Source organism: Martinezella sp. CNPSo 3964, assembly GCF_057784375.1.
In genome coordinates, this window is the sequence record NZ_JBXSOW010000002.1 from 184,699 (window position 1) to 199,328 (window position 14,630).

At 59.0% G+C, this 14,630-nt stretch carries 14 protein-coding genes and 1 riboswitch; of the genes, 7 read left to right on the forward strand and 7 right to left on the reverse strand.

Features of this window, described 5'->3' with window-relative positions; translation table 11 throughout:
• Positions 1-21 precede the first annotated feature (21 nt).
• The 5 genes from AC13Q5_RS07495 to AC13Q5_RS07515 all read right to left on the reverse strand — a co-directional run bounded on the left by AC13Q5_RS07495 (position 22) and on the right by AC13Q5_RS07515 (position 6,666).
• Positions 22-1,170, reverse strand: coding sequence for an iron-containing alcohol dehydrogenase (locus AC13Q5_RS07495; RefSeq protein WP_075850951.1), 1,149 nt, complete (start codon positions 1,168-1,170; stop codon positions 22-24).
• Positions 1,167-2,552 carry an aldehyde dehydrogenase family protein gene (locus AC13Q5_RS07500; RefSeq protein WP_457881893.1) on the reverse strand — a complete coding sequence of 462 codons (1,386 nt, stop codon included), beginning with the start codon at positions 2,550-2,552 and terminating at the stop codon, positions 1,167-1,169. Before AC13Q5_RS07500 ends, AC13Q5_RS07495 begins: the two co-directional genes overlap by 4 nt.
• Positions 2,553-2,705: 153 nt before the next feature.
• A complete protein-coding gene (locus AC13Q5_RS07505) occupies positions 2,706-4,073 on the reverse strand; it encodes a glutamine synthetase family protein (protein WP_488501307.1) in 1,368 nt (455 codons plus the stop codon).
• A gap of 127 nt (positions 4,074-4,200) precedes the next feature.
• Complete coding sequence (locus AC13Q5_RS07510; protein ID WP_488501308.1) at positions 4,201-5,772, reverse strand: amino acid permease; 1,572 nt, start codon at positions 5,770-5,772, stop codon at positions 4,201-4,203.
• Between the two features lie 126 nt (positions 5,773-5,898).
• A complete protein-coding gene (locus AC13Q5_RS07515) occupies positions 5,899-6,666 on the reverse strand; it encodes an N-formylglutamate amidohydrolase (RefSeq protein WP_488501309.1) in 768 nt (255 codons plus the stop codon).
• Positions 6,667-6,846: 180 nt separating this feature from the next.
• Here AC13Q5_RS07515 and AC13Q5_RS07520 point away from each other — a divergent pair, with 180 nt between their 5' ends.
• The 7 genes from AC13Q5_RS07520 to AC13Q5_RS07550 all read left to right on the forward strand — a co-directional run bounded on the left by AC13Q5_RS07520 (position 6,847) and on the right by AC13Q5_RS07550 (position 13,064).
• Positions 6,847-7,719, forward strand: coding sequence for a MurR/RpiR family transcriptional regulator (locus AC13Q5_RS07520; protein WP_075850954.1), 873 nt, complete (start codon positions 6,847-6,849; stop codon positions 7,717-7,719).
• A 189-nt stretch (positions 7,720-7,908) separates the two neighbouring features.
• Positions 7,909-9,012 carry an ABC transporter substrate-binding protein gene (locus AC13Q5_RS07525; protein WP_075850955.1) on the forward strand — a complete coding sequence of 368 codons (1,104 nt, stop codon included), beginning with the start codon at positions 7,909-7,911 and terminating at the stop codon, positions 9,010-9,012.
• Between the two features lie 72 nt (positions 9,013-9,084).
• Positions 9,085-9,978: an ABC transporter permease gene (locus AC13Q5_RS07530; protein ID WP_457881897.1), complete on the forward strand. Its 894-nt coding sequence runs from the start codon at positions 9,085-9,087 to the stop codon at positions 9,976-9,978.
• Positions 9,975-10,763 carry an ABC transporter permease gene (locus AC13Q5_RS07535; protein ID WP_075850957.1) on the forward strand — a complete coding sequence of 263 codons (789 nt, stop codon included), beginning with the start codon at positions 9,975-9,977 and terminating at the stop codon, positions 10,761-10,763. The genes AC13Q5_RS07530 and AC13Q5_RS07535 overlap by 4 nt, the downstream gene beginning before the upstream one ends.
• Positions 10,764-10,774: 11 nt before the next feature.
• Positions 10,775-11,836 carry an ABC transporter ATP-binding protein gene (locus tag AC13Q5_RS07540; RefSeq protein WP_075850958.1) on the forward strand — a complete coding sequence of 354 codons (1,062 nt, stop codon included), beginning with the start codon at positions 10,775-10,777 and terminating at the stop codon, positions 11,834-11,836.
• Between the two features lie 106 nt (positions 11,837-11,942).
• A riboswitch (FMN riboswitch) is annotated at positions 11,943-12,089 on the forward strand.
• Positions 12,090-12,178: 89 nt separating this feature from the next.
• Positions 12,179-12,655 carry a 6,7-dimethyl-8-ribityllumazine synthase gene (locus AC13Q5_RS07545; RefSeq protein ID WP_075850959.1) on the forward strand — a complete coding sequence of 159 codons (477 nt, stop codon included), beginning with the start codon at positions 12,179-12,181 and terminating at the stop codon, positions 12,653-12,655.
• 58 nt (positions 12,656-12,713) lie between these two features.
• A complete protein-coding gene (locus tag AC13Q5_RS07550; protein WP_488501310.1) occupies positions 12,714-13,064 on the forward strand; it encodes a VOC family protein in 351 nt (116 codons plus the stop codon).
• 44 nt (positions 13,065-13,108) lie between these two features.
• On the opposite strand, the gene phnF is transcribed toward AC13Q5_RS07550, so the two are convergent.
• The gene (phnF, locus tag AC13Q5_RS07555) at positions 13,109-13,837 is read right to left on the reverse strand and encodes a phosphonate metabolism transcriptional regulator PhnF (protein ID WP_488501311.1); all 729 of its coding nucleotides are present in this window, start codon (positions 13,835-13,837) and stop codon (positions 13,109-13,111) included.
• Between the two features lies 1 nt (position 13,838).
• Positions 13,839-14,525, reverse strand: a complete 687-nt coding sequence (locus tag AC13Q5_RS07560; protein ID WP_488501312.1) for a class I SAM-dependent methyltransferase — start codon at positions 14,523-14,525, stop codon at positions 13,839-13,841.
• Positions 14,526-14,630 lie beyond the last annotated feature (105 nt).

The window sequence follows — 14,630 nt, forward strand, 5'->3', positions numbered from 1 at the left end:
CAGGAAATACCTAGGACCGTATCAGAAGCAATCCCGGAACAAAGCCTTGGTGTTTTCCAACGTCATCGCCACCGGATTGCCGCCGGCGCTCGGATCTTCGATGGCCATAGCGGAGAGCTCGTCAATCCGATCGGGCGCAATGCCCATGGCCGAAAGGTTCTCCGGCACGCCGAGTTCCGCACGGAGCTGCAGCACATAATCATAGAAGCCGTCGAAACCGCCCGAAATGCCGAGATAGGCTGCGGCACGTGCGATCTTCTCTTCGATGGCCTTGCGGTTGAAACGCAGGACGGCCGGCATGACGACGGCATTGGTCATGCCGTGATGCGTATTGTAGACGGCGCCGATCGGATGGGAGAGCGCGTGGATGGCGCCAAGGCCTTTCTGGAAAGCGACGGCGCCCATGGCGGCGGCACTCATCATATTGGCGCGGGCTTCGAGATCCGTTCCTTCACGATAGGCGCGCGGCAGGAATTCCTTGACGAGCCTCATGCCTTCCAGCGCGATACCGGCGGACATCGGATGATAAAAGGGCGAGGAATAGGCTTCCAGGCAATGGGCGAAAGCATCCATGCCCGTGCCCGCCGTGATGACCTTCGGCATGCCGACCGTCAGCTCAGGATCGGCGATGACGACGCCGGGCAGGAACTTCGGATGGAAGATGATCTTCTTAACATGGGTGGCGGAATTGGTGATGACGCTGGCGCGGCCGACTTCCGAGCCGGTACCAGCCGTTGTCGGTACAGCGACGATCGGCGCGATGCCTTCGACGCTGGCGCGTGTCCACCAGTCGCCGATATCTTCGAAATCCCAGACCGGCCGCGTCTGGCCCGCCATGAAGGCGACGCACTTGCCGAGATCGAGGCCGGAACCGCCGCCGAAGGCGACGACGCCGTCATGCCCGCCATCCTTGAAAGCCTTCACGCCAGCTTCGAGGTTCTTCTCGTTCGGGTTCGGATCGACATCGGCAAACAGAGCCCGTCCGAGACCTGCGTCCTCCAGGATGTCCAAGGCCGTCTTGGTGATCGCCATCGAGGCAAGCCCCCGGTCGGTGACCAGGAGCGGCTTCTTCATGCCCAGGCTCTTGCAGGCGTCCGCCAGTTCCTTGATGCGGCCGCGTCCGAGCTTGAAAGCGTTCGGATAGCTCCAATTGGCTGAGATAGTGCTCATGCTGTTACTTTCTTCAGGTGATAGGATTTCGGGCGCGTCAGGTTATGGAAGCCGATGATCGACAGCGAACCGCCGCGGCCGGTTTCCTTGACGCCGGTCCAGCACAGAGCAGGATCGAGATAATCAGCGCGGTTCATGAAGACGGTGCCGGTTTCGATCTCACGGCCGATGCGCGAGGCGCGTTCGACATCCTTCGTCCACAGCGAGGCCGTCAGGCCATAGGGGCTGTCGTTCATGAGTTCCAGCGCTTCCGCATCGCTCTTCACTTTCATGATGCCGACGGCCGGGCCAAAGGTCTCTTCGCGCATGAAAGCCATGGAATGATCGACGTTGACGAGGATCTGCGGCGCGAGATAGGCGCCGCCATCATCGGCCGGGAAGAGCTTGGGATCGACCAGCGCCTTGGCGCCCTTGGCAACCGCATCGGCGATCTGTTCACGCACCACCTTGGCGAAGCGCTTATGCGCCATCGGGCCGAGCGACGTCTCGGGATCGAGGGGATTGCCGAGCTTGTAGTTCGAAACCCAGGCGACCGACTTCTCGACGAAGCTGTCGTAGAGCGATTCATGCACATAGATGCGCTCGATGCCGCAGCAGCACTGACCGGAATTGAAGGTGGCGCCGTCCATCAGCGTATCGACGGCAGCGTCGAGATCGGCATCTTCCATGACATAGCCCGGATCCTTGCCGCCAAGCTCCAGCCCGAGGCTGGTGAAGGTGCCGGCAGCGGCACGCTCGATCGACCGACCGCCTTCGACGGAACCGGTGAAATTGACGAAGTTGAAGCTACCGGCAGCGATCAGCGCCGAGGTCGTATCGTGGTCAAGGAAGACATTCTGGAAGACGTCGGCAGGAACTCCGGCCTCGACGAAAGCCTGAACGAGCCGCTCACCGACAAGGAGCGTCTGGCTTGCGTGCTTGAGAATGACGGTATTGCCGGCCATCAGGGCCGGAGCGACTGTGTTGATCGCCGTCATATAAGGATAGTTCCAAGGCGCGATCACGAAGACGACACCATGCGGTTCGCGCTCGATACGGCGGGCAAAATTGGCGCTGTCTTCCACGACCAGCGGCGCCATTGCATCGGCAGCGATCGAGGCGACATAGTTGGAGCGCTCGTTGAAACCGCGATATTCGCCGCCATACTTGATCGGGCGCCCCATCTGCCAGGAGAGTTCCGGCACGACCACATCGGCCATCTCGTTAAGCCGGGCAACACCTTTGAGCACCAGCTGGACACGATCCTCCAACGGGCGGCGCGCCCAATCCTTCTGCGCCTTGCGGGCGCGTGCCACGACGTCCTTGGCGGCATCCAGCGATAGCGCCGGACGCTCGGCATAAACCTCTCCGTTTACCGGGGAGACGCATGTGATCATGGTCATGATCGAATTCCTGTTTTCTTGGTCATCCAATTGATTGCCGGGATGTTGCACAAGCAGCAGCATTCAAAGGAGAAACGGCGGACAGACAAAACATCCCAGCGCCCCCGCCCGATCATAAAATGAAAATCGGGCAAGAGGCAGATCGCAAAAGCCTTACGCTCTTTCGAATCCGCGCGCCACTTCCCAATCGGTGACACGACGATCGTACTCTTCCTGCTCCCATTCGGCAGCGCGGGTATAGTGATCGACGACATCGTCGCCAAAGGCGGCGCGCAGCATCTTCGATGTCGTCAGCGCCGTCGCGGCATCACGCAAGGTGCGCGGTATCTCGCGAACTTCGCGCGCGCCATAGGCGTCGCCGACGAAGGGCGCTTCGAGCTCAAGCTTGTTTTCGATGCCGTCGATACCGGCGGCGATCAGAGCCGCGAAAGCGAGATACGGATTTAGGTCCGAGCCGCCGACGCGGCACTCGATACGGATCGACTTGGTATCCTCGCCGCAGAGACGATAGCCGGCCGTGCGGTTATCCTTGCTCCAGATCGCCTTGGTCGGCGCAAACGTGCCGGCCATGAAGCGCTTGTAGGAATTGATATAGGGCGCCAGGAAGTAGGTGATCTCGCTGGCATGGGTCAGAAGGCCGGCGACATAGTGCTTCATCATCGGCGACATGCCGTATTTGCCGCCTTCTTCGAAGAACTTCGGGCTCTTGCCGTCGAGGCTCCAGAGCGACTGGTGGATATGCGAGGAGCTGCCGGCGGCTCCGTAGTTCCACTTGGCGAGGAAGGTGATCGCCTTACCCTTCGACCAGGCGATCTCCTTGCAGCCGTTCTTGATGATCGCATGGCGGTCGGCCATGGTGAGCGCATCGGCGTAGCGAACGTTGATTTCCTCCTGGCCGGCGGATGCCTCGCCCTTGGAATTCTCAACCGGGATGCCAGCCCCCTGGAGGCCGGTGCGGATTGCCCGCATCACCTCTTCCTCCTTGGTGGTCTGGAAGATGTGGTAGTCTTCATTATAGCCGCTGGCGAGCTTCATGTTGCGATAGCCGGACTCGCGGGCGCTATCATAGCTCTGGTCGAACAGGAAAAATTCGAGCTCCGAGGCCATGTAGGCCTTTAGCCCCATGGCCTCCAATCGCTTCACCTGCTTCTTCAGGATGGCGCGCGGAGAATGCGCGACTTCCTCGTGGGTGTGGTGATCAAGCACGTCGCAGAGAACGAGCACCGTGCCCTCGAGCCAGGGAATGCGACGCAGCGTCGCGAGATCCGGCTTCATCGTATAGTCGCCATAGCCCTTCTCCCAGCTGGTCGACTTGTAGCCGGAGACCGTTTCCATCTCGATATCGGTCGCCTGTAGATAGTTGCAGCTATGCGTTTCCCTCCAGGCGCTTTCGATGAAGAATTCCGCCTGGAAGCGTTTGCCCATCAACCGGCCCTGCATGTCGACCTGACATGCCAGAACCGTGTCGATGCGCCCTTCGGCCACATCTCGCTTGAGGTCGTCGAACGTATAGCTGCTCATGATTTGGTCCGCCTGAAAGATAGAAGTGGGTCGGCCGGCGGCGTTGCCGGATCAATTGCCGGAGCCGCTCGTCAAGTTGGATGGGGCCGCGGCTGCGGCCCCTGCCGGATTGATTGTTGTATGAGGATCACACCTCGCCGACAGCACGTTCGGCTGCGGCGATATCGGCCTGACGCTTGGTGATCGTGTCACCAATCGGCGGCCCCTGGAAACGGCGCTTCTCAAAGGCGAACCAGATGATTGCTGTCAGCACCAGGAAGCCGATCGTGATGTAGAGGGCCCATTCATTCGGCGGCTGCACACCGATGATGAAGATGATCGCCATGGCAATGACCACCAGAACCGAGACCAGTTTATAGGCGCCGATACCCATGTTCCAAGGCCCCATCTTCGGCCATTTCGCAGTTCCGATCGCCTTGATGCCGAGGACGATCGGCACGGTGAAGGAAAGGAACAGGAAGATGACGGTGCACGACACGACGATGGTATAGGCCGAAGAGCCGGCGATGGTCACGAGCGAAGCGCCCCAGACGAACAGGACCGCGAGGATCGCAGCCGTCCAGATGGCGATGGAGGGCGTGCGGAACCTCGGGCTGACACTGGCGAGCGACTTCGAAAATGGCAGGCCGCCGTCACGCGAGAAGGCATAGATCATGCGCGACGCGGATGTCACGGTCGCAAGGCCGCACAGCAGTTGCGAGATGAAGATCGCAACGTAGAGGATATTGGCGACGACGGGATTGGTGATGCTGTTGATCGTCCAGAAGAAGACGTTCCAGCCCTGCTTCGATGCCTCGTTCATGTCCGGAATGGCCAGAAGGAAGGCCAGCAGCATGATGTAGCCGAACAACGACGACCACCAGACCGAGGACACCATGCCGCGCGGCACGGAGCTGGAGGCCTTTACGGTCTCTTCGGACGTATGCGCCGACGCGTCATACCCCGTGATCGTGTAGATCGGCAGCAACAGACCAAGGGCGAAGACATACCAGATATTGTCCATCTTCGGCCAAACGGAAGCATCACCTTCCGGCGTGCCGGAATAGTTGGTGAAAGTCCAAATGCGGCTGATGTCCCAGCTCTTCACGCCAATCAGGCAGACGATGGTCAACGCGATTGCAGCGGCAAAGATCAGATAGCCGGACATGTCGGTCAGTTTTGCCGTGAGCCTGATGCCGAAGTGATTGATCAAGGCTTGCACGCCGGTGATGATGGCGACGAAAATGATCTGGTTGGCAAAACCGGCCGAAGTGTTGGTGTCGACGGCGATGCCGAACCAGGGGGCGATGGAACCGCTGAAGAAGCCCCAGGTACCCACATTGATCGCGCCGAGCACGGTGATCAGGCCGAGAAGATTGAGCCAGGCCGTCAACCAGCCGGTGAACCGGTTGCCGAGGATCGAACCCCAGTGATAGAGGCCGCCCGCCGTGGGATAGGCCGAGGAAATCTGCGCCATGGAGAGCGCGAAAACACCCGAAATCAGGCAGCCGAGCGGCCATCCGATACCGATCGCTGCACCGCCTGCACCCGACGTTGCCTGTGCGAGCGAGTTGATGCCGCCGGATAGAATGCAGATGATGGAGAAGGAAATGGCGAAATTCGAGAATGAACTCATGCGCCGTTCCAGCTCCTGGGCGTAGCCCATGGAGTGCAGGATGTGAACATCCTGCTTCTTGTCTAACTCTGAATAATCAGACATGCCATTCCCCCTAAAGCCCGGTCGTCCGCGGGATTGCGGAGAACCATGTGTCACATTGACCACCGGCTTTTCGCCATGCGGCCTGATCGCGGTTGAACTGCTCCCCGGGGTCTTTTTCTTTTATGCTCAGGCTTCCAGACTGCTCTGGAGAAGCCCCGTCAGATAATCGGCCATGACCCCTTGGCCGACGTCATCTCGAATGAGGTCGTTGCGGACCTCGATCATTACGTTATGCAGACCATTGGCAAGCCCATGCAGCTTCAAGGTATGGGTGACGCCATCTTCAGGTCCGTAAGGCTGGTTGCGCTCTGTCTGATAGAGCGGCGCTTCAGCCGCTGCATCCAGCATGCGATCGGCCAGCCAATGGTCTTCGTCATGCAGAATGCCGAGCTCCACCGCCCGTGGTTTGCCATTATAGATCGGCGTGAAGCTGTGGATTGTCACGATCACGGTTTTTTGTCCGCGCGCCGCCCGCTCCTTCAAGAGCGCCCGAATACGATCGTGAAACGGGATGTAGAGCCCTTCCGTGCGCGCCTTCCTATCCGCCTCGCCCAGATGCTGATTGCCGGGGATCGTATAGATCTCGCTCGTCTCCGGCATGGCGCCAGCGCTTTCCGGCGGCCGGTTGCAATCATAAATCAGTCGGGAGAAACGCTGAAAAACCAAAGTAGCATTCAAGCCGGCGGAAATTCCTCTTGCAACCGCGAGTGCACCCGGATCCCAGGCGATATGGCTGGAAAGCGCCTCGACGGAAAGCCCAAGATCGCCGAACCGCTCCGGAAGGGCGCGGGAGGCATGCTCGCAGACGAGCAGAACCGCACTGCTTCCGTCCGGTCTTTCGACCGCAACACAATCGCCATCCGCCTTCGTCAAAATGCCTTGCTGCGCAAGCATCGGAGACGCCCCATTGCCGATTAATAAAATGTTTATAAGAAAAGAATTCTTCAGGTTTTCGTCGCTGTCAACTGGAAACTGAAATTATTTCTTCATTTGTGACATTGACTCGAATTGTGACAGCGTTGTTATATCCTGCGAGGAAAGCGGCATCAGACCGTCCCGGGGAGCAAAAATCGAGTGAACAATGCGTCGAAGACAGTTTCGGACGTGATCAACGCGCGCTTTGACACGCTGACGCGCGCCGAAAAGCAGCTCGCCAAGAGCCTGTTAGACAACTACCCAGTTTCCGGGCTGGGCAGCATCACCACTGTTGCCGAGAATGCGCGGGTCTCGACCCCGACAGTTGCGCGCATGGTGCAGAAACTTGGATATAAGGGCTATCCAGACTTCCAGGCCCATCTTCATCAAGAGGTTGAGGCGACAATCTCCAACCCACTGACAAAGCACGATCGTTGGGCATCCAACGCGCCAGGTACACATATCCTCAATCGTTTCGCCGATGCCATCATGGGGAACCTGCGGCAGACCTTGTCCGATATCGATGTGGCGACGTTCGACGGCGTTGCAGCGCTGCTGTCGGAAAGAAAACGCGGGCTTTATTTCGTGGGTGGGCGCATCACAGGGGCGCTTGCCGAGTATTTCTTCACCCATATGCAGGTCATTCGGCCCAATACGACGCTGCTTTCTTCCAATTCGAGCGCCTGGCCGCAATATGTCCTGAACATGAATCCGGGTGATCTGCTCGTCATATTCGATATCAGGCGCTACGAGCAGGAAATGGTCAATCTGGCCGCCGCCGCCCGCCGGCGCGGCGCCGAAATCATCGTCTTCACCGACCAGTGGGCAACGCCCGCCGCCAAGCATGCGAAATACACGTTTCGCGTGCAGATCGAGGCGCCATCCGCCTGGGATTCGTCGGTTGTCACCCTCTTCATCGTCGAAGCCCTGATCGAAGCCGTACAAAGCTCGACATGGGACGAGACAAGCGAGCGCATGAAGACACTGGAAGGTCTTTTCGAACAAACAAAGTTGTTTCGCAAGCTAAGCTGAAGGGGAATGAAAACACAAAATAACGATGCATTGAGCATGGTGAAATACAGCGACTGTCATACTTGTCGACTAGAAGCAAAAATCGACTGCGTTTTCAGCAAACGCAACGCTTTGAAGTCGTCACACAACCTTCATGTAACGTCATTAACAGCAACGCCAGACACTGAAAACCCAAAAGGAGGAAATGCAGTGATCTCGAAAATTCATCGTCTTCTGACAATCTCCACCGCGATGCTCGTCGCTTCGACGGCTATTGCGGCCGCAGAACCGAGCGCTGATCTCATCGCTGCCGCCAAGAAGGAAGGCACGCTGACCACCATCGCCCTGCCCCACAACTGGTGCGGTTATGGTGACCTGATCGCTGCTTTCAAGGCGAAGTACGGCATCGAAGTGAACGAACTGAACCCGGATGCCGGTTCGGGCGATGAAGTCGAAGCAATCCGCGCCAACAAGGGCAACACCGGCCCGCAGGCTCCGGACGTGATCGACGTCGGTCTCTCCTTCGGCCCGACCGCCAAGAAGGAAGGCCTGCTGCAGCCGTACAAGGTTTCCACCTGGGATTCCATTCCGGACAGCGCCAAGGATGCCGAAGGCTATTGGTATGGCGATTACTACGGCGTTCTCTCCTTCGTCACCAACAAGGACGTCGTGAAGAACCCGCCGAAGGACTGGGCTGACCTCCTGAAGCCGGAATATGCCAACACCGTTTCGCTCGCAGGTGACCCGCGCACGTCGAACCAGGCCGTTCAGGCAGTCTACGCCGCTGGCCTCGCTGCCGGCGAGAAGGATGCCACCAAGGTCGGTGAAGCCGGCCTCGGCTATTTCGCCAAGCTGAACAAGGCCGGCAACTTCGTTCCGGTTATCGGCAAGTCGGCTTCGCTCGCACAGGGCGCAACACCGATCGTTGTCGCATGGGACTACAACGGTCTTTCCTGGCGCGACAGCCTGAACGGCAACCCGCCGGTTGACGTCACCGTTCCGGCTTCGGGCGTTATCGCCGGTGTCTACGTTCAGGCGATCTCGGCTTTTGCTCCGCATCCGAACGCTGCCAAGCTCTGGATGGAGTTCCTCTATTCCGACGAAGGACAGATCGGCTGGCTGAAGGGCTATTGCCACCCGATCCGCTTCAACGACCTGGCGAAGAACAAGAAGGTCCCCCAGGAGCTTCTCGACAAGCTGCCGCCGGCTGCCGCCTATGAAAAGGCTGTATTCCCGACGCTCGACGAGCAGGATGCCGGCAAGGCCGCCATCACCACCAAGTGGGACTCTGTCGTCGGTTCGAACGTGCAGTAATTTCAGCCAACATGACCTCCCCGCTTCGGCGGGGAGGTTTTCCGTTTTCTGACGCCGCGGATTGGGCCAATCATGAGCATCGTCACAACATCGACAGTCAGTTCCACTCCCATGATCAACAAGCGCGTGGTTGTCGACTGGCTGGGCATAGCGCCCTTCCTGATCTTCGCGCTGCTGTTCCTGATTCTCCCGACGATCTATCTGATCGCGGGCGCCTTTCTAACGCCCGACGGCAGCCTGACGCTGAAGAATATCGGCGATCTTTTCACCAAATCGATCTGGGATTCATACTGGATCAGCATCAAGGTCTCGGTCGCATCTTCTCTTGGTGGCGCGCTGATCGGCTTCTACCTTGCATGGGCCTTGGTCATGGGCGGCTTGCCGAACTGGGTACGCCATACGTTCCTGACCTTTTCCGGCGTCGCCTCCAACTTTGCCGGCGTGCCACTGGCATTCGCATTCATCGCCACGATCGGCCGCCTCGGCCTCGTGACCGTGTTGATGAGAGACTGGTTGGGCTTCAATCTCTATGCGACGGGCTTCAATCTCTACAGCTTCATCGGCCTGACCGTCACCTACATGTATTTTCAGATCCCGCTGATGGTGCTGATCATCACGCCCGCTCTGGACGGCATGAAGAAGGAATGGCGCGAAGCCGCCTCCATCCTTGGAGCAACCAATCGGCAATATTGGCTCATGGTGGCATTCCCCATCCTCTGGCCGAGCTTGCTTGGCACGACCCTACTGCTCTTCGCCAACGCCTTCGGCGCGATCGCGACTGCAATCGCCCTGACCGGCAGCTCGCTGAACATCATCCCGATCCAGCTCTACGCGCAGATCCGCGGTGACGTCCTGCACAACGCCAATCTCGGCTATGCGATGGCCCTCGGCATGATCGTCATCACCGGTATTTCCAACGTCATTTACATCATCATGCGCATGCGCGCAGAACGGTGGCAGAAATGAAGCTGCAGAAATTCTTCGCCTGGATCGCGGTCGTCATCGGCGCCATCTATTTCATCGTTCCGCTCATCGGCACGCTGGAATTCTCGCTGCGCATGCGCCGCGACGCCTATAGTTTCGACGCCTACGCATCGGTCTTTTCCGATGCGCACTTCCTCTATGCGTTCGGCTATTCCATGCTCATGGCCGTGCTGACCATCATCGTCGGCATGCTGCTCGTCGTGCCCACGGCCTATTGGGTCCGGCTTCGCCTGCCGCAGCTGCGCCCGATCGTCGAATTCATCACGCTGATGCCGCTCGTCATCCCGGCAATCGTCATCGTCTTCGGCTATCTGCGCCTCTACAATTCGTCGTCCATCCTGCCCCTGACAGGCTTCGAGCAGACCACGAACTTCCTTCTCGTTTGCTCCTATATTGTCTTGTCGCTCCCCTATATGTATCGTTCGGTTGATACGGCGATGCGCACGATCGATGTCGGCACCCTGACGGAAGCGGCGGAAAGCCTTGGCGCGAAGTGGACGACCATCATGTTCCGCTGCATCTTCCCCAATGTCATGAGCGGCGTTCTCTCCGGCGCCTTCATCACACTGGCGATCGTCATGGGCGAATTCACGATGGCGTCATTGCTCAATCGGCCGGCTTTCGGCCCTTACATGCAGCTCGTCGGCGCCAACCAGGCTTACCAGTCCTCGGCACTGGCCATCATCGCGCTTGCAGTGACCTGGCTCAGCATGGGCTTTCTGCAGCTCGTTTCCCGCTTCTCCAAATTGGCTCCGGTTAAGGCGTAAGGCTTCTCACCATGGCTTTTCTCGAACTCACCCACATCAAGAAGTCCTTCGGCGACGTCCACGTCGTTCACGATTTCAACATGAACATCGAAAAAGGAGAATTCATCTCCTTCCTCGGACCATCGGGCTGCGGCAAGACGACCGTGCTGCGGATGATCGCCGGTTTCGAAAATCCTACCGCCGGCACCCTGTCGATCAACGGCAAGGATCAACGGGCGTTGAAACCGAACCAGCGCAATATCGGCATGGTATTCCAGGCCTATGCTCTGTTTCCGAACATGACGGTGCATGACAACGTCGCCTTCGGCCTCAAGGTCGCCGGCATGGCGAAGCCCGACATCGACAAGCGCGTCAAGGAGATGCTTGCCCTCATCAAGCTCGATCATCTCGCCGGCCGCTACCCCTACCAGATGTCCGGCGGCCAGCAGCAGCGCGTGGCGCTCGCCCGCGCCATCGCCGTCAAGCCGCAGGTCCTCCTGCTTGACGAGCCGCTTTCGGCCCTCGACGCCAAGATCCGCATCTCGCTGCGCGAGGAAATCCGCGCCATCCAGCAGCAGCTCGGCATCACCACGGTTTTCGTCACACACGATCAGGAAGAAGCTCTGTCCATCTCCGACCGTATCGTCGTCATGAATGCCGGCCGTGCCGACCAGATCGGCACGCCTTTCGAAATCTACAACACGCCGGCAACCCGCTTTGTCGCGTCCTTCGTCGGCACGCTGAACCTGATCGAAGGCAAGGTCATCGATCCGGACAGCAATCGCATCATGATTGGCGATCAGGGCGTCACCCTGAAGCAGTCGGTCACGGCCTACAAGCCGGGCGATACCGTATCGCTCGCCCTGCGTCCGGAAGCCGGCTCTCTGGCGGAATCGGCCAAGGGCGACACGGCGCTGACCGGCGAAGTCTCGTCGGCGCACTTCCTGGGTTCGGTCATTCGCACCCGCATGAATGTCGCTGGCAACACGATTTCCTTCGACATGTTCAACAGCCCGGGGATGATGCCTCCGAGCGTTGGCGAGAAGGTGACGCTGCGCTTCGCCTCGTCCGACCTGCTCGTCATTCAGGATTGAGAATGGCCCCTGCGCCGCAGGTAAACTTTGAAAAATTATTCGCAAACGCCGGGTCAAAAGCCCGGCGTTTTTCTTTGATTTCCATGAGGGAAAGCATCTATAGTCCACGCGTTCTCAGGGCGGGGTGCAATTCCCCACCGGCGGTATGGGGATCTTCCCCGAGCCCGCGAGCGCCTTCCGAGCTTTCGGAAGGGTCAGCAGATCCGGTGAAATACCGGAGCCGACGGTATAGTCCGGATGGAAGAGAGCAAGCAGGGTCGCACCTCCTCCGTACGGGGAGTGCCGCGTTCATGCGTGTTCGCCCAAGGGATAATTGACAACAACCCTTGAAAGGCAAAATTCATGACCATTTCGATTTCTACCCAGCCGAGCCGCATTGCGATCATTCGGGCTCGCTGGCATGCCGACATCGTCGATCGCTCGGTCGACTCCTTCGTTGCCGAATGGCAGACGGTGGAAGGCGCATCGCCGATCGATATCTTCGATGTACCCGGCGCGCTTGAGATTCCGCTGCATGCACAGACGCTCGCCCGCAATGGCCGTTATTCCGCAATCGTTGCCACCGCTTTCGTTGTCGACGGCGGCATCTATCGCCATGAATTCGTCGCCAATACCGTTCTCGATGCGATGATGCGCGTGCAGCTGGATACCGGTGTGCCTATCCTTTCTGCAGTCCTGACGCCGCATCACTTCCAGGAGTCGGAAGCCCATATCCAGTTCTTCAAGGAACATTTCATCATCAAGGGCCGTGAAGTGGCCAGCGCCTGCCGCCATATCCTTTCGGAGCGCGCCAAGCTGCTGCCGGCCGTCACGGTCTGACCAGCATGGTGGAGGCGCAGCGAAAGCCCGCCTCCACCTTTAAAAGGGAGAAACGTCAGTGACCGTCCTACGCATCATCCCGAACCTGCCTACCGCCGATCCCGCCACGGCCCGTCTTTTCTACCAAGACCTGCTCGGCCTCGATATCGTCATGGATCACGGCTGGATCGTCACCTTCGCGTCCGAAGCGGCAACAGTACCGCAGATCAGCGTTGCCAGCGAAGGCGGTTCGGGAACGCTCGTCCCCGATCTCTCCATCGAAGTCGATAATGTCGACGCGCTCTATCAGCGCGCCACCTCCATGGGCTTCGGAATATTGTATGACCTGACAGACGAACCCTGGGGTGTCCGCCGGTTCTATGTCCGCGATCCCTTCGGCAAGGTCGTCAATATCCTGTCCCATCGCTGATACGGAGCGCGGCGCTCCAAATGGGCAGACCCGCCGCAACCTTGCTATCGCAGATCGAGATTGAATGTGGTGCGTTCAGCCGGCCAGACCGATTCCGAATAGGTGATCGGCACCCTGTCGGTATCCGCATCCACCTTGCGCGTCACCAGCAGCGGCGCGGATTTCGGCTGGCGCAGGATCCGTGCCTCGTCCGCCGTCGGCATGCGCGCCTCGATCTCCGTTGACAAGCGCTCATAGTCGGTGACGCCATAGCTGGCGAGTGCCGCCGAGATCGTCGCATGCTGCAATCTGGCCTTGTCGAAGTCGGGAAAACGTTCGGCCGGATAATAGGAATCGCCCAATTCGACCGGAATGCCATCAGCCGTCATGACGCCGCGACGATGGATGACCATTACCCCAACCGCCAGCTTCAGATAGCTGGCAATACGTTCCGTCGCCGGCACGATCTCATGGACGAGCAACTCGCCACCCGGCTCGAAACCCTGCTCGATCAGGTTCTTGTGAAAGCGCGTGCGCTTCGACAGCGTATAGTCGAGCACGCCCCTGTGAACGAAGGTTCCCCGTCCCTGCTCGGCACGTACCAGCCCACGCTGTTCCAGATGGCCCAGCGCCTGACGCACGGTGAATCGACTGACGCCGAAGCGCTGCATCATCTCGGGCTCGGTCGGCAATTTCTCTCCGGGCGCGAAAGTCCCGGCGGCAATATCAGCCGCCAGGATCTCGCCGATCTGATGCCAGAGGGCGCTGCCGCCCTTGCGGTCGATCGTCTCCATGTCAGATGCGCTTCTCGAGCCGGAACAACAGCTTGTATTCGGCCGGATAGCTCAAGGCGTCGAGAATGCTCGGATAATATTTGCGGTCCTTGGTTGCGCGCACGAAACCGTCATAGCCGAAACGCCTGACAGAAACATCGAAGCCGGCAGCCGTGAACGCCTCGATATAGTCCTGCGGAGAGCGATCCTGCATCGGCGCATTACTGTTGTTGCCGATAAGCTCAAGCCATTTCGGCCAAAGCGGCATTTCATTGTGGCAGCCGGTCACAGCGTAGTAGACGCCCCCATTGCGCATGGCACGGAACATCCCCTCGGCATGCTCTTTCAGTTGCGGCAGCAGATAGATCACCTCATAGCTGAAGGCAACGTCGAAGCTGTCGGCAAAAGGCGATAAATCAGTCGTCACATGAAACTGCAGCGGCATGTTGCCGACAGCTTCCACAGCGGCAGCCACGGACTCCGAAGCGATATCGATGCCGACGCCGCGTCGGAACGGCCGCATGGCATAAAGCAGCCGCAGAAAGCCGCCCCGGTTACAGCCGAAGTCCAGGACAGTCTTCGAGGAGAAATCCCGCTCTGGCACCGTCTCGATGAAATGCCGCCAATAGGGGCTGTGCGATTCCGCCATTGCGGTATCGCCCTGCGGATCCTTGTGCCAGGTTGCGTAAGTGGAGGCTGCGTTTGTCATGATGGGCTCGCTGTTGGAGTTGACTGAACCCTTGATAGCGAAGTCCCATGACAGCCGTATGAATTCGTCCGGACGACCGGACTAGTGGCGACAATCTTCTAATCG

Coding starts and splice junctions, on each gene's coding strand:
- AC13Q5_RS07500 (WP_457881893.1), bottom strand. CDS start 2,552: ATGACCATGATCACATGCGTCTCCCCGGTAAACGGAGAGGTTTATGCC.
- AC13Q5_RS07495 (WP_075850951.1), bottom strand. CDS start 1,170: ATGAGCACTATCTCAGCCAATTGGAGCTATCCGAACGCTTTCAAGCTC.
- phnF (WP_488501311.1), bottom strand. CDS start 13,837: ATGGAGACGATCGACCGCAAGGGCGGCAGCGCCCTCTGGCATCAGATC.
- AC13Q5_RS07535 (WP_075850957.1), top strand. CDS start 9,975: ATGAAGCTGCAGAAATTCTTCGCCTGGATCGCGGTCGTCATCGGCGCC.
- AC13Q5_RS07510 (WP_488501308.1), bottom strand. CDS start 5,772: ATGTCTGATTATTCAGAGTTAGACAAGAAGCAGGATGTTCACATCCTG.
- AC13Q5_RS07530 (WP_457881897.1), top strand. CDS start 9,085: ATGAGCATCGTCACAACATCGACAGTCAGTTCCACTCCCATGATCAAC.
- AC13Q5_RS07515 (WP_488501309.1), bottom strand. CDS start 6,666: ATGCTTGCGCAGCAAGGCATTTTGACGAAGGCGGATGGCGATTGTGTT.
- AC13Q5_RS07560 (WP_488501312.1), bottom strand. CDS start 14,525: ATGACAAACGCAGCCTCCACTTACGCAACCTGGCACAAGGATCCGCAG.
- AC13Q5_RS07540 (WP_075850958.1), top strand. CDS start 10,775: ATGGCTTTTCTCGAACTCACCCACATCAAGAAGTCCTTCGGCGACGTC.
- AC13Q5_RS07545 (WP_075850959.1), top strand. CDS start 12,179: ATGACCATTTCGATTTCTACCCAGCCGAGCCGCATTGCGATCATTCGG.
- AC13Q5_RS07505 (WP_488501307.1), bottom strand. CDS start 4,073: ATGAGCAGCTATACGTTCGACGACCTCAAGCGAGATGTGGCCGAAGGG.